Genomic DNA, 18,710 nt, shown 5'->3' with positions numbered 1-18,710 from the left:
ATTTACTACCGTGACAGGCGATATGGATGTCGCCTTGTTGAGTTGCCGTATCAGGTTGTACCGTCAACTCAACAGAAGATTTTTGTTACTTTTGATCTTTCAAAAGTAAGAGATTCCCTATACACAAACAATCCGCCTCATCATAATCTATGCGGCAGTAACACAATGTGAAATAAAATCAATTCACTGATTCGAATTCATCTTCCACCTAATTCAACCTATAACCTATGCCTATTTCTACTCAATTTATGCCTTACATATTCAATAAGTATTACAAGATTCGCTTGGCAACAATTCATGACCTTGAGCAGATTTTAGCTATCTATAATCATGAGATCCTCACGGGCACGGCCAACTGGAATGATCAAGCCGTTTCCCTGACAGACTATCAGCAACGCTTCCAAGATTTACAACAGCAGCAATTTCCGATGATTGTAGTTGAGGATCAACAACTAGATCGTATCGCAGGATATGCCTATTATTCAGCATTTCGCTCGATTAGTGGTTATCGGCATAGCGTTGAACATTCAGTGTTTATTGACCCAAGTTATGCACGCCAAGGGCTTGGTAGAGCCTTGATGCAACAACTGATTCATCTTGCGACTCAACAGCATATGCATATGATGGTGGCTGCCATAGATAGTGAAAATCGGGGTTCAATCGTGCTCCACGAGCAACTTGGATTCATTCAAACTGGCTATATGCCTCAAATCGGACAAAAATTTGGACAATGGCGGGATTTAGTCCTGATGCAACTACAATTAAAGACGCCATAAAAATTTAACAATACAGCACTGATGTCCTGTGATTTGGCTAGTTAGAATGACAATTATCCGAGTTTATAAAGATAAATAAGATGAGAAAAATATCACTATATATTGCGATAAGTAGCGCATTTGCAGTTACCACAAGTTTTGCTGAATCATCTTATCAACAAGAATTACAACAAGGCTGTGCCAAAATCAAAAATTATGCGCAGATAGGAAAGAAGTTTTATGACCAAAAACAATACGTTAAGGCAGCAAAGCAATTTGAGAATCAAGCCGCATGGGCACACTTCTGCCAACTGAATGCAGAAGAAAGTGGGATCAAGATTACTGACCGAGATGTTGAAATCGCCAATAATAATGTGGGACTCAGTTATGCCAAATTGGGTAAACCGCAATGGGCAAGAGTCTGGTTTTTACGAGATAAAGATTCTAAAACCAGTCAATACAACTTAAAACAATTACCCAAACCCCAATTATCGACTGATCTACAAGGAAACTATGTCCGCGCCAATGGTTTTGGGCAATGGGATTACATTACGGTTAAAAAACAACAGAATCGATATCTTATTGATTTTGAAGGTTACTATTTTGGACTGCGTGGACTTATTTATGGTCCAAACCTAGGTTCATTTGAAACCACGATGCCAATTACTGCAAAACAGGCCAATTATCGTTACGAAGACTGTCAAATCAAACTGCAATTTTTGAATGACCCACAGCATGGACCCAAGATCGAGGTGAAGCAAAATAATGGTGCTTCAACCTGTGGCTTTGGACACAATGTTTATGCAGGTGGGACGTTCTATAAGGTTGAACGCAAATAAATCTAGTACTAACCATTTAGTTTTCTAAATTGTATTTACCCAACATTCACTATCGTGACAGGCGACATGGATGTCGCCATGTTCGACTGCCTTGCGCTGCTTCCAAAGCCATGCTTTGGAATTGCTCAGGACGTACCGTCAGTCGAACAAAAGATTTTTGTTACTTTTGATCTTTCAAAAGTAAGATATATCACCAAGGTAGAGACTTAAAAAAACAGATAAAGAATCCTTAATTGAAGAATATTAAATCGCAACCAACTCCCTTATCCCCTTCTCAGGCATATCCGTACCTTGTCCTTGTGCAATCACCTGGCCACGTGCCATGACGGTATAATTATCAGCAAGTTCTTCAGCGAAATCATAGAACTGCTCAACCAACACAATTGCCATCTCCCCCTGATCTGCCAATTTACGAATTACTCGACCAATATCTTTAATAATCGACGGTTGAATCCCCTCGGTTGGCTCATCCAAAATCAAGACACTCGGCTCTGACGCCAATGCTCGGGCAATGGCCAACTGTTGCTGTTGACCACCAGACAAATCACCACCACGGCGATGCTTCATTTCATCTAAAACAGGAAAAATATCATAGAGATGGCTCGGTACTTTTCGTGTTTTAGCCCCTGAAAATTTCGCCATTCCAATTAAAATATTCTCCTCGACCGTCAAAGTCGAAAAAATATCTCGTCCTTGTGGCACATAAGCCAAGCCCGCATGTACTCGTTGCTCAGGCGACATCTTGGCAATATCTTTTCCATCTAACAGAATTTGTCCCGATTTAATCGGCAGAATCCCCATTAAACACTTTAATAACGTGGTTTTACCCACGCCATTACGCCCAAGAACCACACTGCATTCCCCTACAGGCGCAGATAAAGACACATCACGCAGAATATGACTGCCACCATAAAACTGATTAATTTGTTTCACTTCTAACATGGCAGTCTCCTAGCGTCCTAAATACTTTTCAATCACATCTTCATTGGCTTGTACCTCTGCCAATGTGCCCTCTGCCAAGATTGCACCTTGCGCTAAGACAGTAACTTTCTCACTGATGGTGTCAATAAAGCTCATATCATGTTCAACTACCACTAACGTGTGATTTTTTTTCAATTCCAGACAGAGTTCAGCTGTCCGTTCAGTTTCAGCATCCGTCATCCCTGCCACAGGCTCATCCAATAAAATCAGTTTTGGTCGCTGCATCAATAACATACCGATTTCTAACCATTGCTTCTGACCATGAGACAATAACCCTGCAGGCTTTTGTACAAATTCCTTTAAACGAATTTGCTCCAAACTTTCATCTAGTGCCAACTGCGCTTCTGGATCAAGTCGGCTAAACAAGCTTTTTTTCACTCGCTTATCTCGTGGCGCAGCCAGCAATAAGTTTTCCATCACGGTGAAATTTTCAAACACAGTGGGTTTTTGAAATTTCCGTCCAATGCCCACTTCAGCAATTTGCTCGGTGCTCATTTTGGCAAGATCATAGTTTTGCCCGAAAAATGCTGTGCCTGTGGTTGGACGGGTTTTGCCTGTAATCACATCCATCAACGTGGTTTTACCTGCACCATTTGGCCCGATAATGCAACGCAACTCACCCTCTGCGATATACAGCGATAAATCATTTAGAGCACGAAATGAATCAAACCAAACACTGACTTTTTCCAGATATAAGGCAATACCATGACTAAAGTCTGCACCTTGTGTTTTGGCGCGTCCGTAACCCTCACCCAGTTGACCACCATGTTGAGCTGAGTTGTTGTGTAAATCACTCATTTAATTACGCTCCTTTTTAAAGCGGTCAAACAAACCAATGACACCTTTAGGAAGGAATAAAGTCACCACAATAAATAATGCGCCCAAGATCAGCAGCCATGCTTCAGGTGCAGCTACCGTGAAATAGGTTTTAGCAGCATTGATCAGACCTGCACCTAAAATTGGGCCAATCAAGGTACCACGCCCACCCGCAGCAACCCACACCGCCATTTCGATCGAGTTGACAGGATTCATTTCACTCGGATTGATGATGCCGACTTGCGGTACATAGAGCGCACCTGCAACCCCTGCGATCACAGCCGAAAGCACCCATGCTGACAGTTTGTACCACAGCGTGCGATAACCTAAATATTGCAAACGGTTTTCACTGTCACGGATTGCACCAAGTACACGACCATAAGGACGGTTCATCAATTGACGTAATCCAATAAAGCACAGCATCAATACCAAAGCCGTTACAAAACATAAGGTGGCACGCATCGGTGCAGAGGTAATATCAAAACCCAATAAGGTTTTAAAACCAGTGAAACCATTGTTTCCACCAAAGCCTGTTTCGTTACGGAAGAACAAGAGTGCTGCGGCAAACACCATTGCCTGAGTAATAATCGAGAAATACACCCCTTTGATTTTCGAGCGAAATGCAAAGAAACCAAAAATAAAAGCCACAATTCCAGGGACTAAAATCACCAGTGCCATTGCCCAGAGAATATGTTCTGTTCCTGTCCAATACCAAGGTAATTCAGTCCAGCTGAGAAACCGCATAAAATCAGGTAAGCCATCGCCTGCAGATTGGCGCATCAGATACATGCCAAAAGCATAACCACCCAGTGCGAAGTACAAACCATGCCCTAAACTCAAAATACCGGCATAGCCCCACACCAAATCCAATGCCAATGCCACTAAAGCAAGGCACATAATTTTGCCAATCAAGGTGACCCAATACGCGGATAAATAAAATGCTGAATCCGGAGGGAGCAGGTGCAGCCATGGTAAAAGTAGCAACACCCCGAAACACAGACCGATTGCAACCGCACTGTATGGCTGATCTGAAAACATTGTTGTCATTTTCATTGGCTTACTCCACAAAACGGCCTTTGATGGCAAACAAACCTTGTGGACGTTTTTGGATAAACAAAATCACAAGTACCAGTAGAATAATTTTTGCCAATACAGCACCCATGCCGATTTCCAACACCGTGCCACTGATCCCTAAACCAAGTGCTGCCAAAACTGCGCCCCACACTTGCCCCACACCACCGACGACCACCACGAGGAAAGCATCGATAATATAGTTCTGCCCAAGATCAGGTCCTACATTTCCCACTTGTGCCAATGCGCAACCCGCCAAGCCAGCCAAACCAGAACCGAGACCAAAAGCCATCATATCGATACGCGCTGAACGAATCCCCACCGCACGCGCCATCTGACGGTTTTGTGTGACGGCACGAACGAATAATCCGAAACGGGTTTTATTGAGTAAGAACACCAACAACAGTAAAACTGCAATGGTGAATGCAATAATCGCAATGCGGTTATAAGGCAACATTAAACTCGGCGTAAGTGCAATACCACCACTGAGCCATGACACATTCGAAACTTCGACATTTTGTGCACCAAAAACCATACGTACCAATTGCATCAAAATCAGACTGACACCAAAAGTCGCCAATAAGGTCTCAAGTTGACGACCATATAAAGGACGGATCACCGTACGTTCAATCAGCATGCCGATCAGCGCACTAACAAGGAATGCAGCAGGAATCGCAGCCAGTAAATACCAATCGACTAAACCAACAAAATGGGTTTTGAAAAAGCTTTGTACAACGTAAGTGGTATATGCACCAATCATGATCAATTCGCCATGTGCCATATTAATGACACCCAGCAACCCGTAGGTAATAGCGAGACCAAGTGCTGCAAGCAATAAAATACTGGCGGTGCTTAAACCTGAAAACACATGTCCAGACCATTCACTGGCTTGTATTCTGGTTTTAATTTTACTCTTGGCATCCAACAAAGCCGTTTGTAATTCTTGGTTGGCAATCGGCTGTTCTAAGGTTTGCTCAATCATTGCCAATACATCAGGACGATTCGATTCAGCGAGAACATTGACCGCCGCAATTTTTCCAAATATATCCGCATCATTAAACTCTAAGCGTGCTTTAAGTTGTGCTAAGCGTGCTTTGACTTTGTTGTTGCTCTCGTTGAGATAGAGTTGCTTGACCATTGCGACATCGATTTCAGCCAAGTTATTTTCCAAAATATCAACGGCTGCCAAACGCTGTGATGCATCTTCTGAATTGAGTTTCGCTTTGGCTTGCCCGAAATTAAGCGCTTTGCGTAAGGTATTGACCAAAGTAACTTGAGATAAATCGGCGGGCCAATCTTCCAATACCTGTTTGGCAGGATAACTGAGTAAGACCTCATCATTTTGTAAAATGTAAGTCTGTCCCGCACGATCGGTATACAACTCATTTTGGTCAATATACGCAACAAGCTGGTCTAGCTGTTCAATACTGGCTGGCCACTGATTCAGCATGGCACGACGTGTTGCAAAATCAGCTTTAACGAATGTTTGAATCGCATCTTGAGCTGCAACAGTCGTCTCAATTGAAGGAGTGGTTGCTAAAGGATCTTGCTCTGCCCATGCAAGACTACAAAAAAAATGTGTCATCACGCAGAGCAATGCTAAAACATAGTGTTTTGCCATACGACTCGCCCTTATGGATCGTAGATTTTTACGAAGAACCGAAAAAGAAAATGAAGAAACCTGCCATCGAAATAGCAGGTTTTAGAACAAGCTTATTTTGGGATATAAGGACTCCAAGGCTCTGCCTTGATGGTTTCTGGTGTTTTATAAACCACGTCAAATTGCCCATCTGCACGAATTTGCCCGATCATCACAGGTTTGTGTAAATGATGGTTGCTTTCATCCATTTTTAAGGTATAACCTGACGGCGCTGCGAAAGTCTGTCCTGCCATTGCTTCACGGACTTTATCGACATCTGTAGTCCCCGCTTTTTCAACTGCTTGCTTCCACATGTTGATCCCAACATAGGTTGCTTCCATCGGATCGTTAGTCACAACTTTATCGGCATTTGGAAGTTTGTATTCCACAGCAAATTGCTTGAATTTATTAACAAACTCAGTGTTTTTTGGATTTTTGACTGACATGAAATAATTCCATGCTGCCAAATGCCCCACCAATGGTTTGGTATCAATACCACGTAACTCTTCTTCACCCACCGAAAATGCCATGACAGGGATATCAGCGGCTTTAATCCCTTGGTTACCCAGTTCACGATAAAATGGTACGTTTGAATCGCCATTGATGGTCGAAATCACTGCGGTTTTTTTACCTGCAGAAAACTTTTTAATATTGGCAACGATAGTCTGATAATTACTATGACCAAATGGGGTGTACTCTTCCATAATGTCCGCATCGGCAATGCCTTTAGACTTCAAGAAAGCACGTAAAATTTTATTGGTGGTCCGTGGGTAAACATAGTCTGTTCCAAGTAAGACAAAACGTTCAGCCTTGCCCCCTTCATCACTCATTAAATATTCAACCGCAGGAATCGCTTGCTGGTTTGGCGCTGCGCCCGTATAGAAAATATTCTTAGATTGTTCCTGACCTTCATACTGCACAGGGTAGAACATTAAACCATTTAATTCTTCAACGACGGGGAGAACTGATTTCCGCGATACTGATGTCCAACTCCCGAAAATCACGGCAACTTTATCTTGAGTAATGAGCTGACGTGCACGCTCAGCAAATAGCGGCCAGTCTGATGCAGGATCTACCACCACAGGCTCTAATTTTTTTCCTAAAACCCCACCGTTGGCATTGATCTCATTAATGGTCATCAAGGCTGTGTCTTTCAGTGAGGTCTCAGAAATTGCCATCGTTCCTGAAAGTGAATGTAAAATTCCGACCTTAATGGTTTCACCGCTTGCTGGTGCAGCTTTTGCTTCGGTTGTGCTCTGTTCTGTTTTCTCGGCTGGCTTTGAACACCCCACAAGCCCCACCCCCATCATGGCAGCCATCAGTACAGACATTGACATCATTTTATTTTGCATCTTTGTTCTCCACAGTTTGATCTTGTGATTTTGACTGAATGGAGTTATTCAATTTTCATGCCAATAGTTTAATATATTGTTTTATATATGTTTTTATAAGAATTGTTCTACAAAAATCCAATCTTGTATACAACATTGCATACAAAAAATACGCAGTGAACTAAAATGATGCATTTTTGATCTTCATAAAAAAGCCAAGCATCTGCTTGGCTTTTTCCGTTGAGCTTAACCCATCATCTAAACCGCAATATCTGCCAAATTGCCTTTTTGCTCTAACCAATGCTTACGATCCGCCGCTCGCTTTTTCGCAAGTAACTTATCCAGCAAACCAGCGGTTAAATGTGCATCATCCAAGTCCAACTGCACCAAACGGCGTGTATTCGGATCCATGGTGGTTTCACGTAGTTGGCTGGCGTTCATCTCACCCAAACCTTTGAATCGCGTGATTTGTGGGTTCTTGTTGCCTTTAATATTTTTTAGAATCGCTTCTAACTCATCATCATCCAAGGCGTAGTGCACATCTTTTCCGATATCAATTCGATATAACGGCGGCATAGCAACATATAAGTGGCCTTCTTCTACCAATGTCGGGAAATGCTTCACAAACAAAGCGCACAATAAGGTTGCAATGTGCAGTCCATCCGAATCCGCATCAGCAAGGATACAAATTTTTCCGTAGCGTAGTTCTGATAAATCATCACTGCCAGGATCAACCCCGATCGCAATCGCAATGTCATGTACTTCCTGAGATGCTAATACCTCATCCGAAGATACTTCCCAAGTATTTAAGATTTTGCCACGGATCGGCATAATCGCTTGGAAATTCTTATCTCGTGCTTGTTTCGCACTACCACCAGCAGAATCCCCTTCGACGATAAAGAGTTCACTATCTTCACGGGTTAAACCCACACAGTCTGCTAATTTTCCAGGTAATGCTGGACCAGCTACAATCTTTTTACGTTCAACTTTCTTAGCTGCTTTTAAACGACGACCCGCTTTGGCGATTGCCATTTCAGCTAATTGAGTCGCGATCTCGGCATGTTGGTTTAACCATAATGCAAATGCATCTTTGGCAATATTGAGAACAATATTCGAAGCTTCACGACTGGATAGGCGTTCTTTGGTCTGCCCTGAGAATTGAGGCTCTTGGAATTTCAATGACAGGATGAAATTTACCCCATCCCACACATCTTCCGCAGATAGCTTCATATTGCGCGGCAATAAATTACGTAATTCACAAAACTCGCGCAACGCTTCTGTCACACCAGATCGTAAGCCATTAACATGGGTGCCGCCTTGTGCAGTTGGAATCAAGTTGACATAACTTTCCTGAATCTGTTCACCACCTTCAACATTCCAGCAAATTGCAAACTCACAAGCAGCACGTTCCGCTTGTCCACTACTCACAAAAGCTGGGGCTGGCAAAATTTCACGATCTTCAAGTTCATCCATCAAATAGTCGACTAGACCATTTTCAAACTGCCATTCAATCTTTTCATTATTGATTTTATCGTCATAAATAATTTTTAAGCCTGCTGCTAACACCGCTTTGGCTTTTAAATTATGTTTAAGCGCTTTTAATGCGAACTTAGGACTATCAAAATATTTCGCTTCTGGCCAGAAACGTACCGTTGTCCCCGTCGCACGTTTCGCCACTTTGCCTTCTAAAACAGATAATGGCGCAACAGGCTCACCTTGCTCAAAGGCCATCTGATACAAGTTACCATGGCGTTGTACAGCGACTTCAACCCGTGTAGATAAAGCATTGACCACAGAGATACCAACGCCATGCAAACCACCTGAGAACTGATAGTTATCCGTACTGAACTTGCCGCCTGCATGGAGCTTGGTCAGAATAATTTCGATACCACTTTGTCCATATTCTGGGTGAATATCAACTGGCATTCCTCGACCATTATCTTCCACCGATAATGAACCATCTTCATAAATCGTGACCGTCACTTGATTAGCATGACCTGCAAGCGCCTCATCGACGGCGTTGTCAATTACCTCTTGTGCCAAGTGGTTTGGACGTGAGGTGTCGGTGTACATTCCGGGACGACGACGAACAGGATCTAAACCAGAAAGAACTTCAAGAGATTGTGCCGTGTATTGTGTCACTTGGTCTGATTTCCTTTTTGCAGGGCTGCCGATAAAAATTCGAGTACTAGAGGTAATTTTTCTTCAAAATCATCCATTGCATGATTACCATTAGCGTCGGTTAAAATCAATGATGATGGATGCGCTGCACTATAATAGCCTTGTGCTTGACGATAATCCAAGACTTCATCACCTTGTTGCAATAGCACCAGAATTTTATCAGCATGCGCTAAGCTGGTCTCAGCAATCGATTGTAATTGCTGCAATTGATCGACATCAAGTGTCCATGCGTCGGTCACTTTGAGTGGAATCTGTTCAATTCCGAATAAATCTTGAAACAACTGCCATGGTCGCATAGCAGGATTGATCAAAACAGCAGGACATGCATATTTTGCGACAAGATAGGTCGCATAAAATCCCCCTAAACTGCTCCCCACCAACACCACTTGATCGAGTAGTAAACTTTCCACCAATACCGAAAGATGCTTCAAAACCTGTTGTGGTGGGTGATTTAAATCAGGCAAATGCACGTGAATGTGATCGTAATGTGCACAATATTGATACAACTGTTGCCCTTTTATTGACCTTGGGCTACTTCGAAAACCATGTAAATAAATAATTTGCATACGCACCTACAGCGTCATTTGCTTGACTTAAAGCAAAATAGATCACATTATCAATCACAATTGATAAATAAATAACAATATAATTTACAGATAAGCCCGAAATTGTCAGACACAAAAAACGATACTCTGCACCGTTCATCAGTATTCTAAAAAAAATACTGTTGAAACAAGAAAAGATGCATGCGTTTGCTGTAGTTTATCTAAACAATGTTAGGTCAATAACTTCAAACCTTCGGTATATATCAAGGATGAGGAAATCAATATGCCAAGTTTAACACCTCTACATGAAACCTACTGTAAATGGGACAGTACCCCTCCCAGTCAGGCGGATGTTTTGGAAGGTTTGGCACAACTCGTAAGCACTAGCTTAAGTGGGGTGCACGAATTAGTGCAATTGGTACAAACTGAGGTGTTACGGACAACGCTTGGTTTGAGTGCACAAAAGGCCAAAAAATTACAAAAGCACCCTCAATTACAGAGATTTTACCAATTCTCCTATGTCGCGATTCAAAAATACGGCATTAACTTCCTCGCACCAAACTTGCGCAGAGTCATTGCAAAATTTCCAGTGCTGCATGACAAACCGTTGAGTCCTTCTTTACACTTTGTAGTCGGCGCACTCAATGGAATCTTTGGTGATTTTTTCTTAAAACAGCATAACCCGATGGCACTCCCTATGGTGCTGTATGATCATTATGGTTCATTGCAACAAGGTGAACTCACAGGTCGTGTAGTCATTTTGACACATGGTCTTTGTATGAACCATTTAACTTGGTCGAATCATCGCTATGGTGGCATTGGTGAACGCTTGCTTGCGCAACGTGATAACAACACCATGCTGTATCTCAACTACAATACAGGGCGTCGTATTTCAGCCAATGGTCGTAGCTTTGCCAATGTGCTAGAAGATCTAGTTCAACGTAATCCACGCATCACCAGTATCGATTTGATTGGGCATAGTATGGGAGGATTAGTCTCTCGTAGTGCTCTGTTCTATGGTAAGCAGAACCTATGCCAATGGGTTCACATGGTTGAAAATTTGGTCTGTATTGGCTCACCGCATCATGGTGCAGTACTTGAACGTTTTGGTTTCATTCTGCAAGATAAACTCGGCGCATTTCCATTTATTAGCCTTATCGGTCAATTGGTCAATATTCGCAGTAATGGGATTTTAGATTTACGTCATGGTAGCGTACGTGATGATGACTGGGAACATAATGATGCACGGATTGGTTTTGAAGATGACAATCGTAAGCCAGCACCATTGCCATCACATATCAACACCTTCCTCATCGCCGGTACACTCGAGTTCGAAAAGCTTAGAACCAAAGCGCTCACCGTGATTGGTGACTATTTGGTAAGTGTTAAAAGTGCTTTAGGTGAACACCCAAATCCTCGCTTCCAACTTAAACTTCCTGATACACATAAAGCGGTTTTCTATGGTTTGAACCATTTTGAGATTCAATACCACTCCAGTGTTGCGGAGCAAATTACCCGTTGGTTATATCCAGATGTGAGTGATAAGGTTGAAGCAGGTGTTCAAACCCATCTCATTAATATTCCAAATAATCATAGCTTTGAAGATCTGGAAGGAATTGTTGAAACCTAAACAGTGCTCCAAATTTTATCCAATAAAAAAGCCAACATCATGTTGGCTTTTTTACCAATTAAGCAGGATATTTTCTAAAGAGTTGCCATAAACAAATCACAAGGATCAGGCTGAAATAGATCAAAGACCAAACAGGTAGTGATTGTCCCAGAAAACTCCAATCAATCATGGCACACTCTCCTGAGCCAGACAGCACTTGCTGCAGGACCGCTTTCATCGGTAAAACATCAACCAAATAGTCTAAGCCTGGTCCACAACTCGGTACTTGATCTGGTGGTAAATGTTGTAACCATACATGCCGTGCGGCAACGCCAGCCGACCATCCAATCGCTAAAGTTGCCAACAAGGCATAAAAGCGCTTAAAAAAGTTTGAAATTGGGTTGTGAATAAATGCAACTAATGCAATTAAACCCATGCCAATTAAACCAATTCGCTGGAAAATACATAAAGGACAAGGTTCAAGACCTTGCACATGTTCTAAATATAATGCAAATGCGAGCCCAATAATGCTCATCAGTACCAATACAGCACTGACTAAACGGTAATTCCAGCGCATGGAAAATCCTCTAAAAAATGTCCTCTGTCGTAATAAGAATGATCACCCTTACGATAAAATATCGACAGACCCTAGCGGTATTGTGCAAGATATTCTGCAAAACTCATGTGATTATCTTGTTCGAGTTGAGACTGTTTTTGCAACGAAGTTTGTGCCAAATGTTCGAAATATTGTTTTCTTTCTAAACTGATTTGGTGCTGCTCATAATCCTGTACATGCTGTTGAGCCATGATACTACCAAAGTTCCATGTCCCTCCATGTTGCAAGGTATCATTGATTACCTGCTCCGAAAGCGTATTTTCAACCTGATATAAGCGGTGTTGCATCACCTGTACAGCATCTTGGTATAGTGAAGTGCGGTCCATTTGATCCAATAAAATCGCGCAGGCTTGAATCTGACCAAGATGACGTTGTGCCCAATCTTGGAAAGGTACCTCAATCGGTCCATCTTTAATTTTGGCGTCTGCCGCACGCCCTCGATTGACAATTTCGGTTTGATTTAGATCTATCTGATCTTGTTCATCTGCCCACAATTCAGGGCTGTCATTCAACAAACAATACAAAGCTAAACTTTCCAAAAATCCAGCTGCAGTCTCATCAATACCAATCGCACGATAAGGATTGACGTCCACTGCACGTAACTCTACATAACCCACACCACGATTTTTTAACGCTTGGGAAGGTGTCTCACCTTGTTCTGGTACTTGTTTTGGGCGAATCAAACTATAGTATTCATTTTCAATTTGAAGAACATGATCATTGATTTGAATCGGCTCACCTTGCTCATCATCTAAGCCTAGGGCTGTAAATTGAGGGTAAGGTGTGTGCACAGCTTTTTGTAAACCCTCTAAGTAATCATGCAAATCGTTATAGTGAATACCAAGCTGCTTTTGGGCTGAATTCTGATACCCTAGACGTCCCATACGTAAGGCCGTTGCTTCTGGCAAATACAATGTCCCTTTGATCAATGCTTGTAAATGATGCTCACGACCAGTCAAAAAACAACGACATACGGATGGACTAGCACCCAATAAATACATCACTAAAGGCGTCAGTCGAATAAAGTTACGAATCAAACCAAAATAACGATGGCTACGATAATCCTGCAAACTGAGCTGCTTTAATTCAGCATTGGTTTCATGCTGTTGTAGGTCTTCAAACAGTTGATCGGGAAAAGACAAGTTATAATGTACACCTGAAATAGTCTGCATACGGCGACCATAACGCACACCTAAACCATGACGATATAAAGTTTTAAAACGACCAATATTGGATGTACCATACTGCGCCAATCTAATATTTTCTTCATGATCATCCAACATACACGGCATGGAAAGCGGCCATAACTTTTCCCCGTCTTGCAAATGCTGATGCACCACATGATGAATATCACGCAACTCATCTAACGCAGCCGCAATCGTACTATGCGGTGTCGTGATAAATTCCATTAATGCTTCAGAATAATCTGTCGTGATGTGCGGATGTGTCAGTGCTGAGCCTAAAGCAATCGGATGGTTTTTTTGTGATAAAAATCCATTGCTTTGCATACGCAAACTTTCACGCTCGATACCACGTAACATACCTGCCAATTGCGAAGCATCTACCCAAGTTGGTATCACAGAGGAAGAAAGTGCGCTGGGTTGATTCATAATATATATGCTCATTGATTCACTGGCCAAACACTGAGTAGTGGCTTGCTTTTGTCAATTATAACGACTATTGCCATCTAGTCAGCTGATTTAATTTGGCAATTTTTATCACAAACTTGTTATTTAAGACATGCCGAAATTGTGATTTTATTAAAAAATAATTCTGCTGATGGATAACTTCTTATGCAAGCACAAGACATTCTAAATTTTTGGTTTACTCCCGATCATCAACCACTTTGGTTTGCTAAAAGTGATGCCTTTGATGCCAAAATTCGTGAGCTTTTTCAATCAATCCATCATCAAGCTGCACAAGCAGAACTTTGGTCTTGGCGTCAAACTGCTGAAGGACGCTTGGCCGAAATTATTATTTTAGATCAATTTTCTCGCAACTTATATCGAGATCAAGCCCAAGCTTTTGCTTACGACAGCATGGCACTGATGTTGGCACAAGAGGCAATTAGTTTGCAACTCGACACTGAACTGAGCCCCGAACAACGCTCGTTTTTATACATGCCGTTTATGCATAGTGAGTCCAAAATGATTCACGATTATGCCCTAGCGTTATTTCAACGTTTAGGCAATCCCATCAATTTAAGCTTCGAAGAAAAGCATAAAGTGATCATTGATCGTTTTGGACGCTATCCACATCGTAATGCGGCACTTGGTCGAGTTTCAACAGCAGAAGAACTTGAATTTCTAACTCAACCGGATAGCCACTTTTGATCCGATCTTCCAGAGAGGAATAACAAATGAAATCGTTATTAATGTGTACGCCTGTACTCATCGCACTGACCTTTGCAGGATGTGCAACTGTTCATAAACAACCCAAGACGTTTGATCAACTCGGTCAATTTACCGCTTATCCATTAAATAACAAAAGCTTTCGTATCAGCTTCCAAGCAGGAAATAATCTGAGTTATGGTACAGCGGAAGAAATCACTTTATTAAAAGCAGCTCAGACCACGGTAAAAAATGGTTTCAGATTTTTCACTGTCGTTGATGATCCGAGTAATGCGCGTATTAAAGAGCAACGCCAAGCGGTGATTTATCCAAGTCGACCTTATTATCCGTATGGTTATTATCGTCGCCACCCTGCGTTTTGGCCGGATCCATTCTATGATATGCCACAAGTGGTCAATCTTGATCCAATCCAAGTGTCGTATACTATCGAATGCTTCAAGACTCAACAGCAATCGCCTGATGCCTTTGATGCGCAATTAATTCTACAATCCTTAGGTCAAAAATACGGATTGAGTCCAACAGGAGAAGTGTTGCAGCCACCTGCCTCACCTCAAAACAAAAAATGAATGAATAGGATGACTCAATGAATTCAGCCGAAGAAATCCACGTCCCAAGTCTGCAAAGAAGTAAAAACTTTGCCACCATCGCCTTGATTATTGCTGTCTCGGCATGGGTTGCTCTCATGATTGTGGCGCACTTTCTACCTGAATATAAATGGCTCATCCATATCTTCATGTTAGGTGCTGAAGCGGGTGTGGTCGGAGGGTTAGCAGACTGGTATGCCGTCACGGTATTATTCCGCAACCCATTTGGAAAAATGCCCCTACCGAAATTGTTACGTGACCATACCGAGATTATTCCACGTAATAAGGCACGTATTGCTGAATCGATGGGACGTTTTGTGCAAGAGAACTTCCTCTCTCCTGTGATTGTACAGCGCAGCCTACAAAATACCGATATCAGTCTGGCAGTGGGTGAATGGCTTGCCAATCCTAAAAATAACGGGCAAGTGGTGCAGATCATTCAGCAAACGGTGCCGAAAATTTTTGAGTTTGTCAGTCAAGATCAAATTGCAAATTTTGTCCAAAATAACAGTGTGCAATGGGTTCGCAGTACCAAAATCAATACCCTAGCCAGTGAGATGCTACGTGCCGTTTTAGATAATGATTTCCATCAAGATGTATTACAGCGTGGATTGGATGTTGCTCACGAATGGATGGTTTCTCATCCCGAAGAAGCACGCGAATTATCACGGACATTATTTAAAGAGCTAGGGGTGTGGAAATTAGCAAAAGGTGCAAGTTGGATTGGTATCGACGTACAACAACGTACTATTGACTCACTGATTGAACGAGTTGAATCCATGCTTGCCAACCCAGACCATCCGTGGCGACAGGATATTGAAGCTGTAACCCATAAACTGATGTTGGAACTTGCAGACAATGACAGTGAAGCCAGCCAACGTTTAAACAATGGTAAAGATGCGCTACTCGACAGCCCACAGGTTTTGAATTTTATTACAGGTGCAATCGCAATCTTATGTGATGCAATCAAGACGGATTTGATGCAGGAAGATTCTGGTATTGCCACCAATTTACAAGCTGCAATCCAGCAACTTGGGGTGAGCTTGATCCAAAATGATAAGGTTCGCCAAGTCCTCAATACTAAAATGGTGGGTTTAGCGACCAATTTTAGTGAACAATACAGCGATAAAATTATTCGTTATATCAGTGAACGAATCCATGAATGGGATTCACGAGAAATGATTGCCAAAATCGAGAGTGAAGTTGGCGGTGATTTACACATGATTCGTGTGAATGGCGTGATTGTTGGTACGTTTATCGGTTTGATCTTAGGGATCATACGTGCCGTTGTTGAAAATGTTCTGTAAAGGACAGGTATACCGCAAGATATCTCATTTTTGCCGTATTCGGCCCTAACGCGCATGTGATTAGGGCTAACTCTTGTAAACCGTTCATGGTGAAATAGATCAACAAGCCAATTGTTTACTTTGTTGATAGTATCGTACCAAAGTATCGGTATCTTGCTTCAAAAATGCGGTCAGGTACGTTTTCACTTGTGCCAATGAAATTTGATTAAAATGAATTCTTTCTTTGGCTTGAAAGGTAATCAATCCAAAAACTTGTTTTTTGGGTACCACCACTGCAATGTCCGTTTTTACGATAAAGCTCAGCTCTTGAGACGAAGAATAAGTATTCAAGATAATTTCAATCGTATGTTCCGTATTTCCATCTGTTATCGTAAAAGTCGGACTCGCTCCATCTAACTGTAACCAACGACTTAAGAGTTGTTTCCAAGCCATTCTATCAAAGCGAGTTAATACGCCTATCGTATTCAATGCTTCGAACTGATCGACATCTTTTAAATCGATATGATGTGGGTAGCGTATTTTTAGATCGAAATTGTCCATCTCTGAATGTCCTATTTCACAATAATTCGTATTTATTTTAATCACTCGCTATAAATTATATCGCTTAAATATTAAAATTAAAACACCATACATGATTGAAAAATAACAATTTATTTGACAAATTTAAATAAAAAAAGACCAATTCCGTCACTATTGTTTTTATTCAGGCACATTTTCTATCTTTCTATTGATATAAGACACATTTTTTAAGATAGTAAGTGAAAGGCGCAACTTTTTCCTTTGGCATCGACTATTTGGAAAATGACCGTTTATCTCGATACAATCACATCAAAATAAAACGTAAATTAGGTTAAAAACAATGTTGCAGCTTCAGTCAAAACTTCCTCGTCAAGGCGTGACCATTTTTAGCGTGATGACTGAGCTCGCTCATAGGCTCAATGCATTGAACCTATCACAAGGATTTCCTGATTTTCCTGCTCCACAGGCGCTACTTGAAGCACTCAGTCAAGCCACCCTCGATGGATACAATCAATATCCTGCTGGAGATGGTGTATTGGCTTTACGTGAGCAAATGGCACAGCAATTTTTACTACGTGATCAATTGCAACTAGATCCTATCACTGAAATCACGATTACTCCGGGTGCAACCATTGCGATTTTCTGTGCGATCCAAGCCTGTATTCATGCCGATGATGAGGTGATCATTTTTGATCCAAGCTATGACAGTTATGCACCTGCGATACAGCTTGCAGGCGGAAAATCAGTTCATATCCATTTAGATGCACCCAGCTTTCAAGTGAATTGGCAAAAGGTCAAAGACAGCATCAATACCAAAACCCGTATGATCATTGTCAACACACCACATAATCCAACAGGTGCAATTTGGTCAGAACAAGACTGGCTGCAATTGATTGAACTGATTCAAGATAAAAATATTGTGGTACTTTCCGATGAGGTGTATGAACATCTCGTTTTTGATGGACAAAAACATTACAGCGCACTGCACTTTCCAGAATTACGCGAACGTAGTTTTGTCATCGGATCATTTGGCAAAAGTTTTCATGTTACGGGCTGGAAAACTGGTTATTGTGTAGCCACACCACAGTTAATGCAGTTGTTCAGGCAGATTTACCAATTTGCCAATTTCTGTGGTACCACGCCTTGTCAAATCGCGCTCGCCAATTATATGCAACACCATCCTGAGCATATCCAAACACTGCCTGATTTTTATCAGACCAAGCGTGATTTATTTAATCAACAGATTCAAAATTCTCGTTTTAATTTTATTCCCTCACCAGGCACCTATTTCCAAAGTTTGGACTACTCTGCCATCCGTCCAGATTTAGACGATGTGGCCATGTGTCAGTTCTTGGCAGAACAACATAAAATTGTAGCTATCCCTATTTCCGTATTTTATCAACAAGCCCCTGAATCACTGAGGCTGATTCGTTTTTGTTTTGCCAAAACAGATGCAACACTTCAACGAGCAGGTGACATCCTAATGCGGTGTTAATCAACAAAAAATCAACTGAATACTCATAACTTGATGCTAGCTTATGCTATGTTGAAAACACAGCAGATCCA

At 41.8% G+C, this 18,710-nt stretch carries 17 protein-coding genes; 7 read left to right on the top strand and 10 right to left on the bottom strand.

Going from position 1 to position 18,710, the window contains the following annotated elements; translation table 11 throughout:
- Positions 1–227 precede the first annotated feature (227 nt).
- Both DS737_RS00535 and DS737_RS00530 read left to right on the top strand, forming a co-directional pair.
- On the top strand, positions 228–776 hold the full coding sequence (locus tag DS737_RS00535) for a GNAT family N-acetyltransferase (RefSeq protein WP_113996517.1): 549 nt from the start codon (positions 228–230) through the stop codon (positions 774–776).
- A gap of 80 nt (positions 777–856) precedes the next feature.
- A complete protein-coding gene (locus DS737_RS00530; protein ID WP_113996516.1) occupies positions 857–1,594 on the top strand; it encodes a hypothetical protein in 738 nt (245 codons plus the stop codon).
- A 243-nt stretch (positions 1,595–1,837) separates the two neighbouring features.
- Here the strand turns inward: DS737_RS00530 and urtE are convergent, their stop codons facing one another.
- The 7 genes from urtE to DS737_RS00495 all read right to left on the bottom strand — a co-directional run bounded on the left by urtE (position 1,838) and on the right by DS737_RS00495 (position 10,179).
- Positions 1,838–2,536, bottom strand: coding sequence for an urea ABC transporter ATP-binding subunit UrtE (gene urtE, locus DS737_RS00525; protein ID WP_113996515.1), 699 nt, complete (start codon positions 2,534–2,536; stop codon positions 1,838–1,840).
- A gap of 9 nt (positions 2,537–2,545) precedes the next feature.
- The gene (gene urtD, locus DS737_RS00520) at positions 2,546–3,373 is read right to left on the bottom strand and encodes an urea ABC transporter ATP-binding protein UrtD (protein ID WP_004641608.1); all 828 of its coding nucleotides are present in this window, start codon (positions 3,371–3,373) and stop codon (positions 2,546–2,548) included.
- On the bottom strand, positions 3,374–4,444 hold the full coding sequence (urtC, locus tag DS737_RS00515) for an urea ABC transporter permease subunit UrtC (protein ID WP_005088704.1): 1,071 nt from the start codon (positions 4,442–4,444) through the stop codon (positions 3,374–3,376).
- 4 nt (positions 4,445–4,448) lie between these two features.
- Positions 4,449–6,083: an urea ABC transporter permease subunit UrtB gene (urtB, locus tag DS737_RS00510; protein WP_113996514.1), complete on the bottom strand. Its 1,635-nt coding sequence runs from the start codon at positions 6,081–6,083 to the stop codon at positions 4,449–4,451.
- 92 nt (positions 6,084–6,175) lie between these two features.
- Entirely contained in the window at positions 6,176–7,453 is a 1,278-nt protein-coding gene (urtA, locus tag DS737_RS00505) for an urea ABC transporter substrate-binding protein (protein WP_005087235.1), read from the bottom strand.
- Between the two features lie 237 nt (positions 7,454–7,690).
- A complete protein-coding gene (gene parE / locus DS737_RS00500) occupies positions 7,691–9,574 on the bottom strand; it encodes a DNA topoisomerase IV subunit B (RefSeq protein WP_004641617.1) in 1,884 nt (627 codons plus the stop codon).
- The gene (locus tag DS737_RS00495) at positions 9,571–10,179 is read right to left on the bottom strand and encodes a YqiA/YcfP family alpha/beta fold hydrolase (protein WP_113996513.1); all 609 of its coding nucleotides are present in this window, start codon (positions 10,177–10,179) and stop codon (positions 9,571–9,573) included. The genes parE and DS737_RS00495 overlap by 4 nt, the downstream gene beginning before the upstream one ends.
- A 262-nt stretch (positions 10,180–10,441) precedes the next feature.
- Between DS737_RS00495 and DS737_RS00490 the strand changes: the two genes are divergently transcribed.
- Entirely contained in the window at positions 10,442–11,788 is a 1,347-nt protein-coding gene (locus DS737_RS00490) for a PGAP1-like alpha/beta domain-containing protein (protein WP_005087244.1), read from the top strand.
- A 58-nt stretch (positions 11,789–11,846) separates the two neighbouring features.
- Here the strand turns inward: DS737_RS00490 and DS737_RS00485 are convergent, their stop codons facing one another.
- Positions 11,847–12,344, bottom strand: coding sequence for a disulfide bond formation protein B (locus tag DS737_RS00485; protein WP_005088717.1), 498 nt, complete (start codon positions 12,342–12,344; stop codon positions 11,847–11,849).
- Positions 12,345–12,415: 71 nt separating this feature from the next.
- Positions 12,416–13,993 (bottom strand): glutamate--cysteine ligase, encoded by a 1,578-nt coding sequence (gene gshA / locus DS737_RS00480; protein ID WP_005087247.1) that lies wholly within the window; start codon positions 13,991–13,993, stop codon positions 12,416–12,418.
- Between the two features lie 183 nt (positions 13,994–14,176).
- On the opposite strand from gshA, the gene DS737_RS00475 reads away from it, so the two are divergent.
- The 3 genes from DS737_RS00475 to DS737_RS00465 are packed head-to-tail and all read left to right on the top strand — an operon-like array spanning position 14,177 to position 16,625.
- Positions 14,177–14,716 (top strand): DUF924 family protein, encoded by a 540-nt coding sequence (locus DS737_RS00475; protein ID WP_004641629.1) that lies wholly within the window; start codon positions 14,177–14,179, stop codon positions 14,714–14,716.
- 26 nt (positions 14,717–14,742) lie between these two features.
- The gene (locus DS737_RS00470) at positions 14,743–15,300 is read left to right on the top strand and encodes a CC0125/CC1285 family lipoprotein (RefSeq protein WP_113996512.1); all 558 of its coding nucleotides are present in this window, start codon (positions 14,743–14,745) and stop codon (positions 15,298–15,300) included.
- Positions 15,301–15,317: 17 nt separating this feature from the next.
- Positions 15,318–16,625, top strand: a complete 1,308-nt coding sequence (locus DS737_RS00465) for a DUF445 domain-containing protein (protein ID WP_004641633.1) — start codon at positions 15,318–15,320, stop codon at positions 16,623–16,625.
- A gap of 99 nt (positions 16,626–16,724) precedes the next feature.
- On the opposite strand, the gene DS737_RS00460 is transcribed toward DS737_RS00465, so the two are convergent.
- Positions 16,725–17,165, bottom strand: a complete 441-nt coding sequence (locus DS737_RS00460) for a hypothetical protein (protein ID WP_004641634.1) — start codon at positions 17,163–17,165, stop codon at positions 16,725–16,727.
- A 319-nt stretch (positions 17,166–17,484) separates the two neighbouring features.
- On the opposite strand from DS737_RS00460, the gene DS737_RS00455 reads away from it, so the two are divergent.
- On the top strand, positions 17,485–18,639 hold the full coding sequence (locus tag DS737_RS00455; protein ID WP_113996511.1) for a methionine aminotransferase: 1,155 nt from the start codon (positions 17,485–17,487) through the stop codon (positions 18,637–18,639).
- The last annotated feature ends 71 nt before the right edge of the window (positions 18,640–18,710 follow it).

The organism is Acinetobacter haemolyticus (assembly GCF_003323815.1).
In the GTDB taxonomy this organism is placed as follows: Bacteria; Pseudomonadota; Gammaproteobacteria; order Pseudomonadales; family Moraxellaceae; genus Acinetobacter; species Acinetobacter haemolyticus.
The sequence above is the reverse complement of the archived record's forward strand: the minus strand, read 5'-3'. Positions and strand labels throughout refer to the sequence as shown.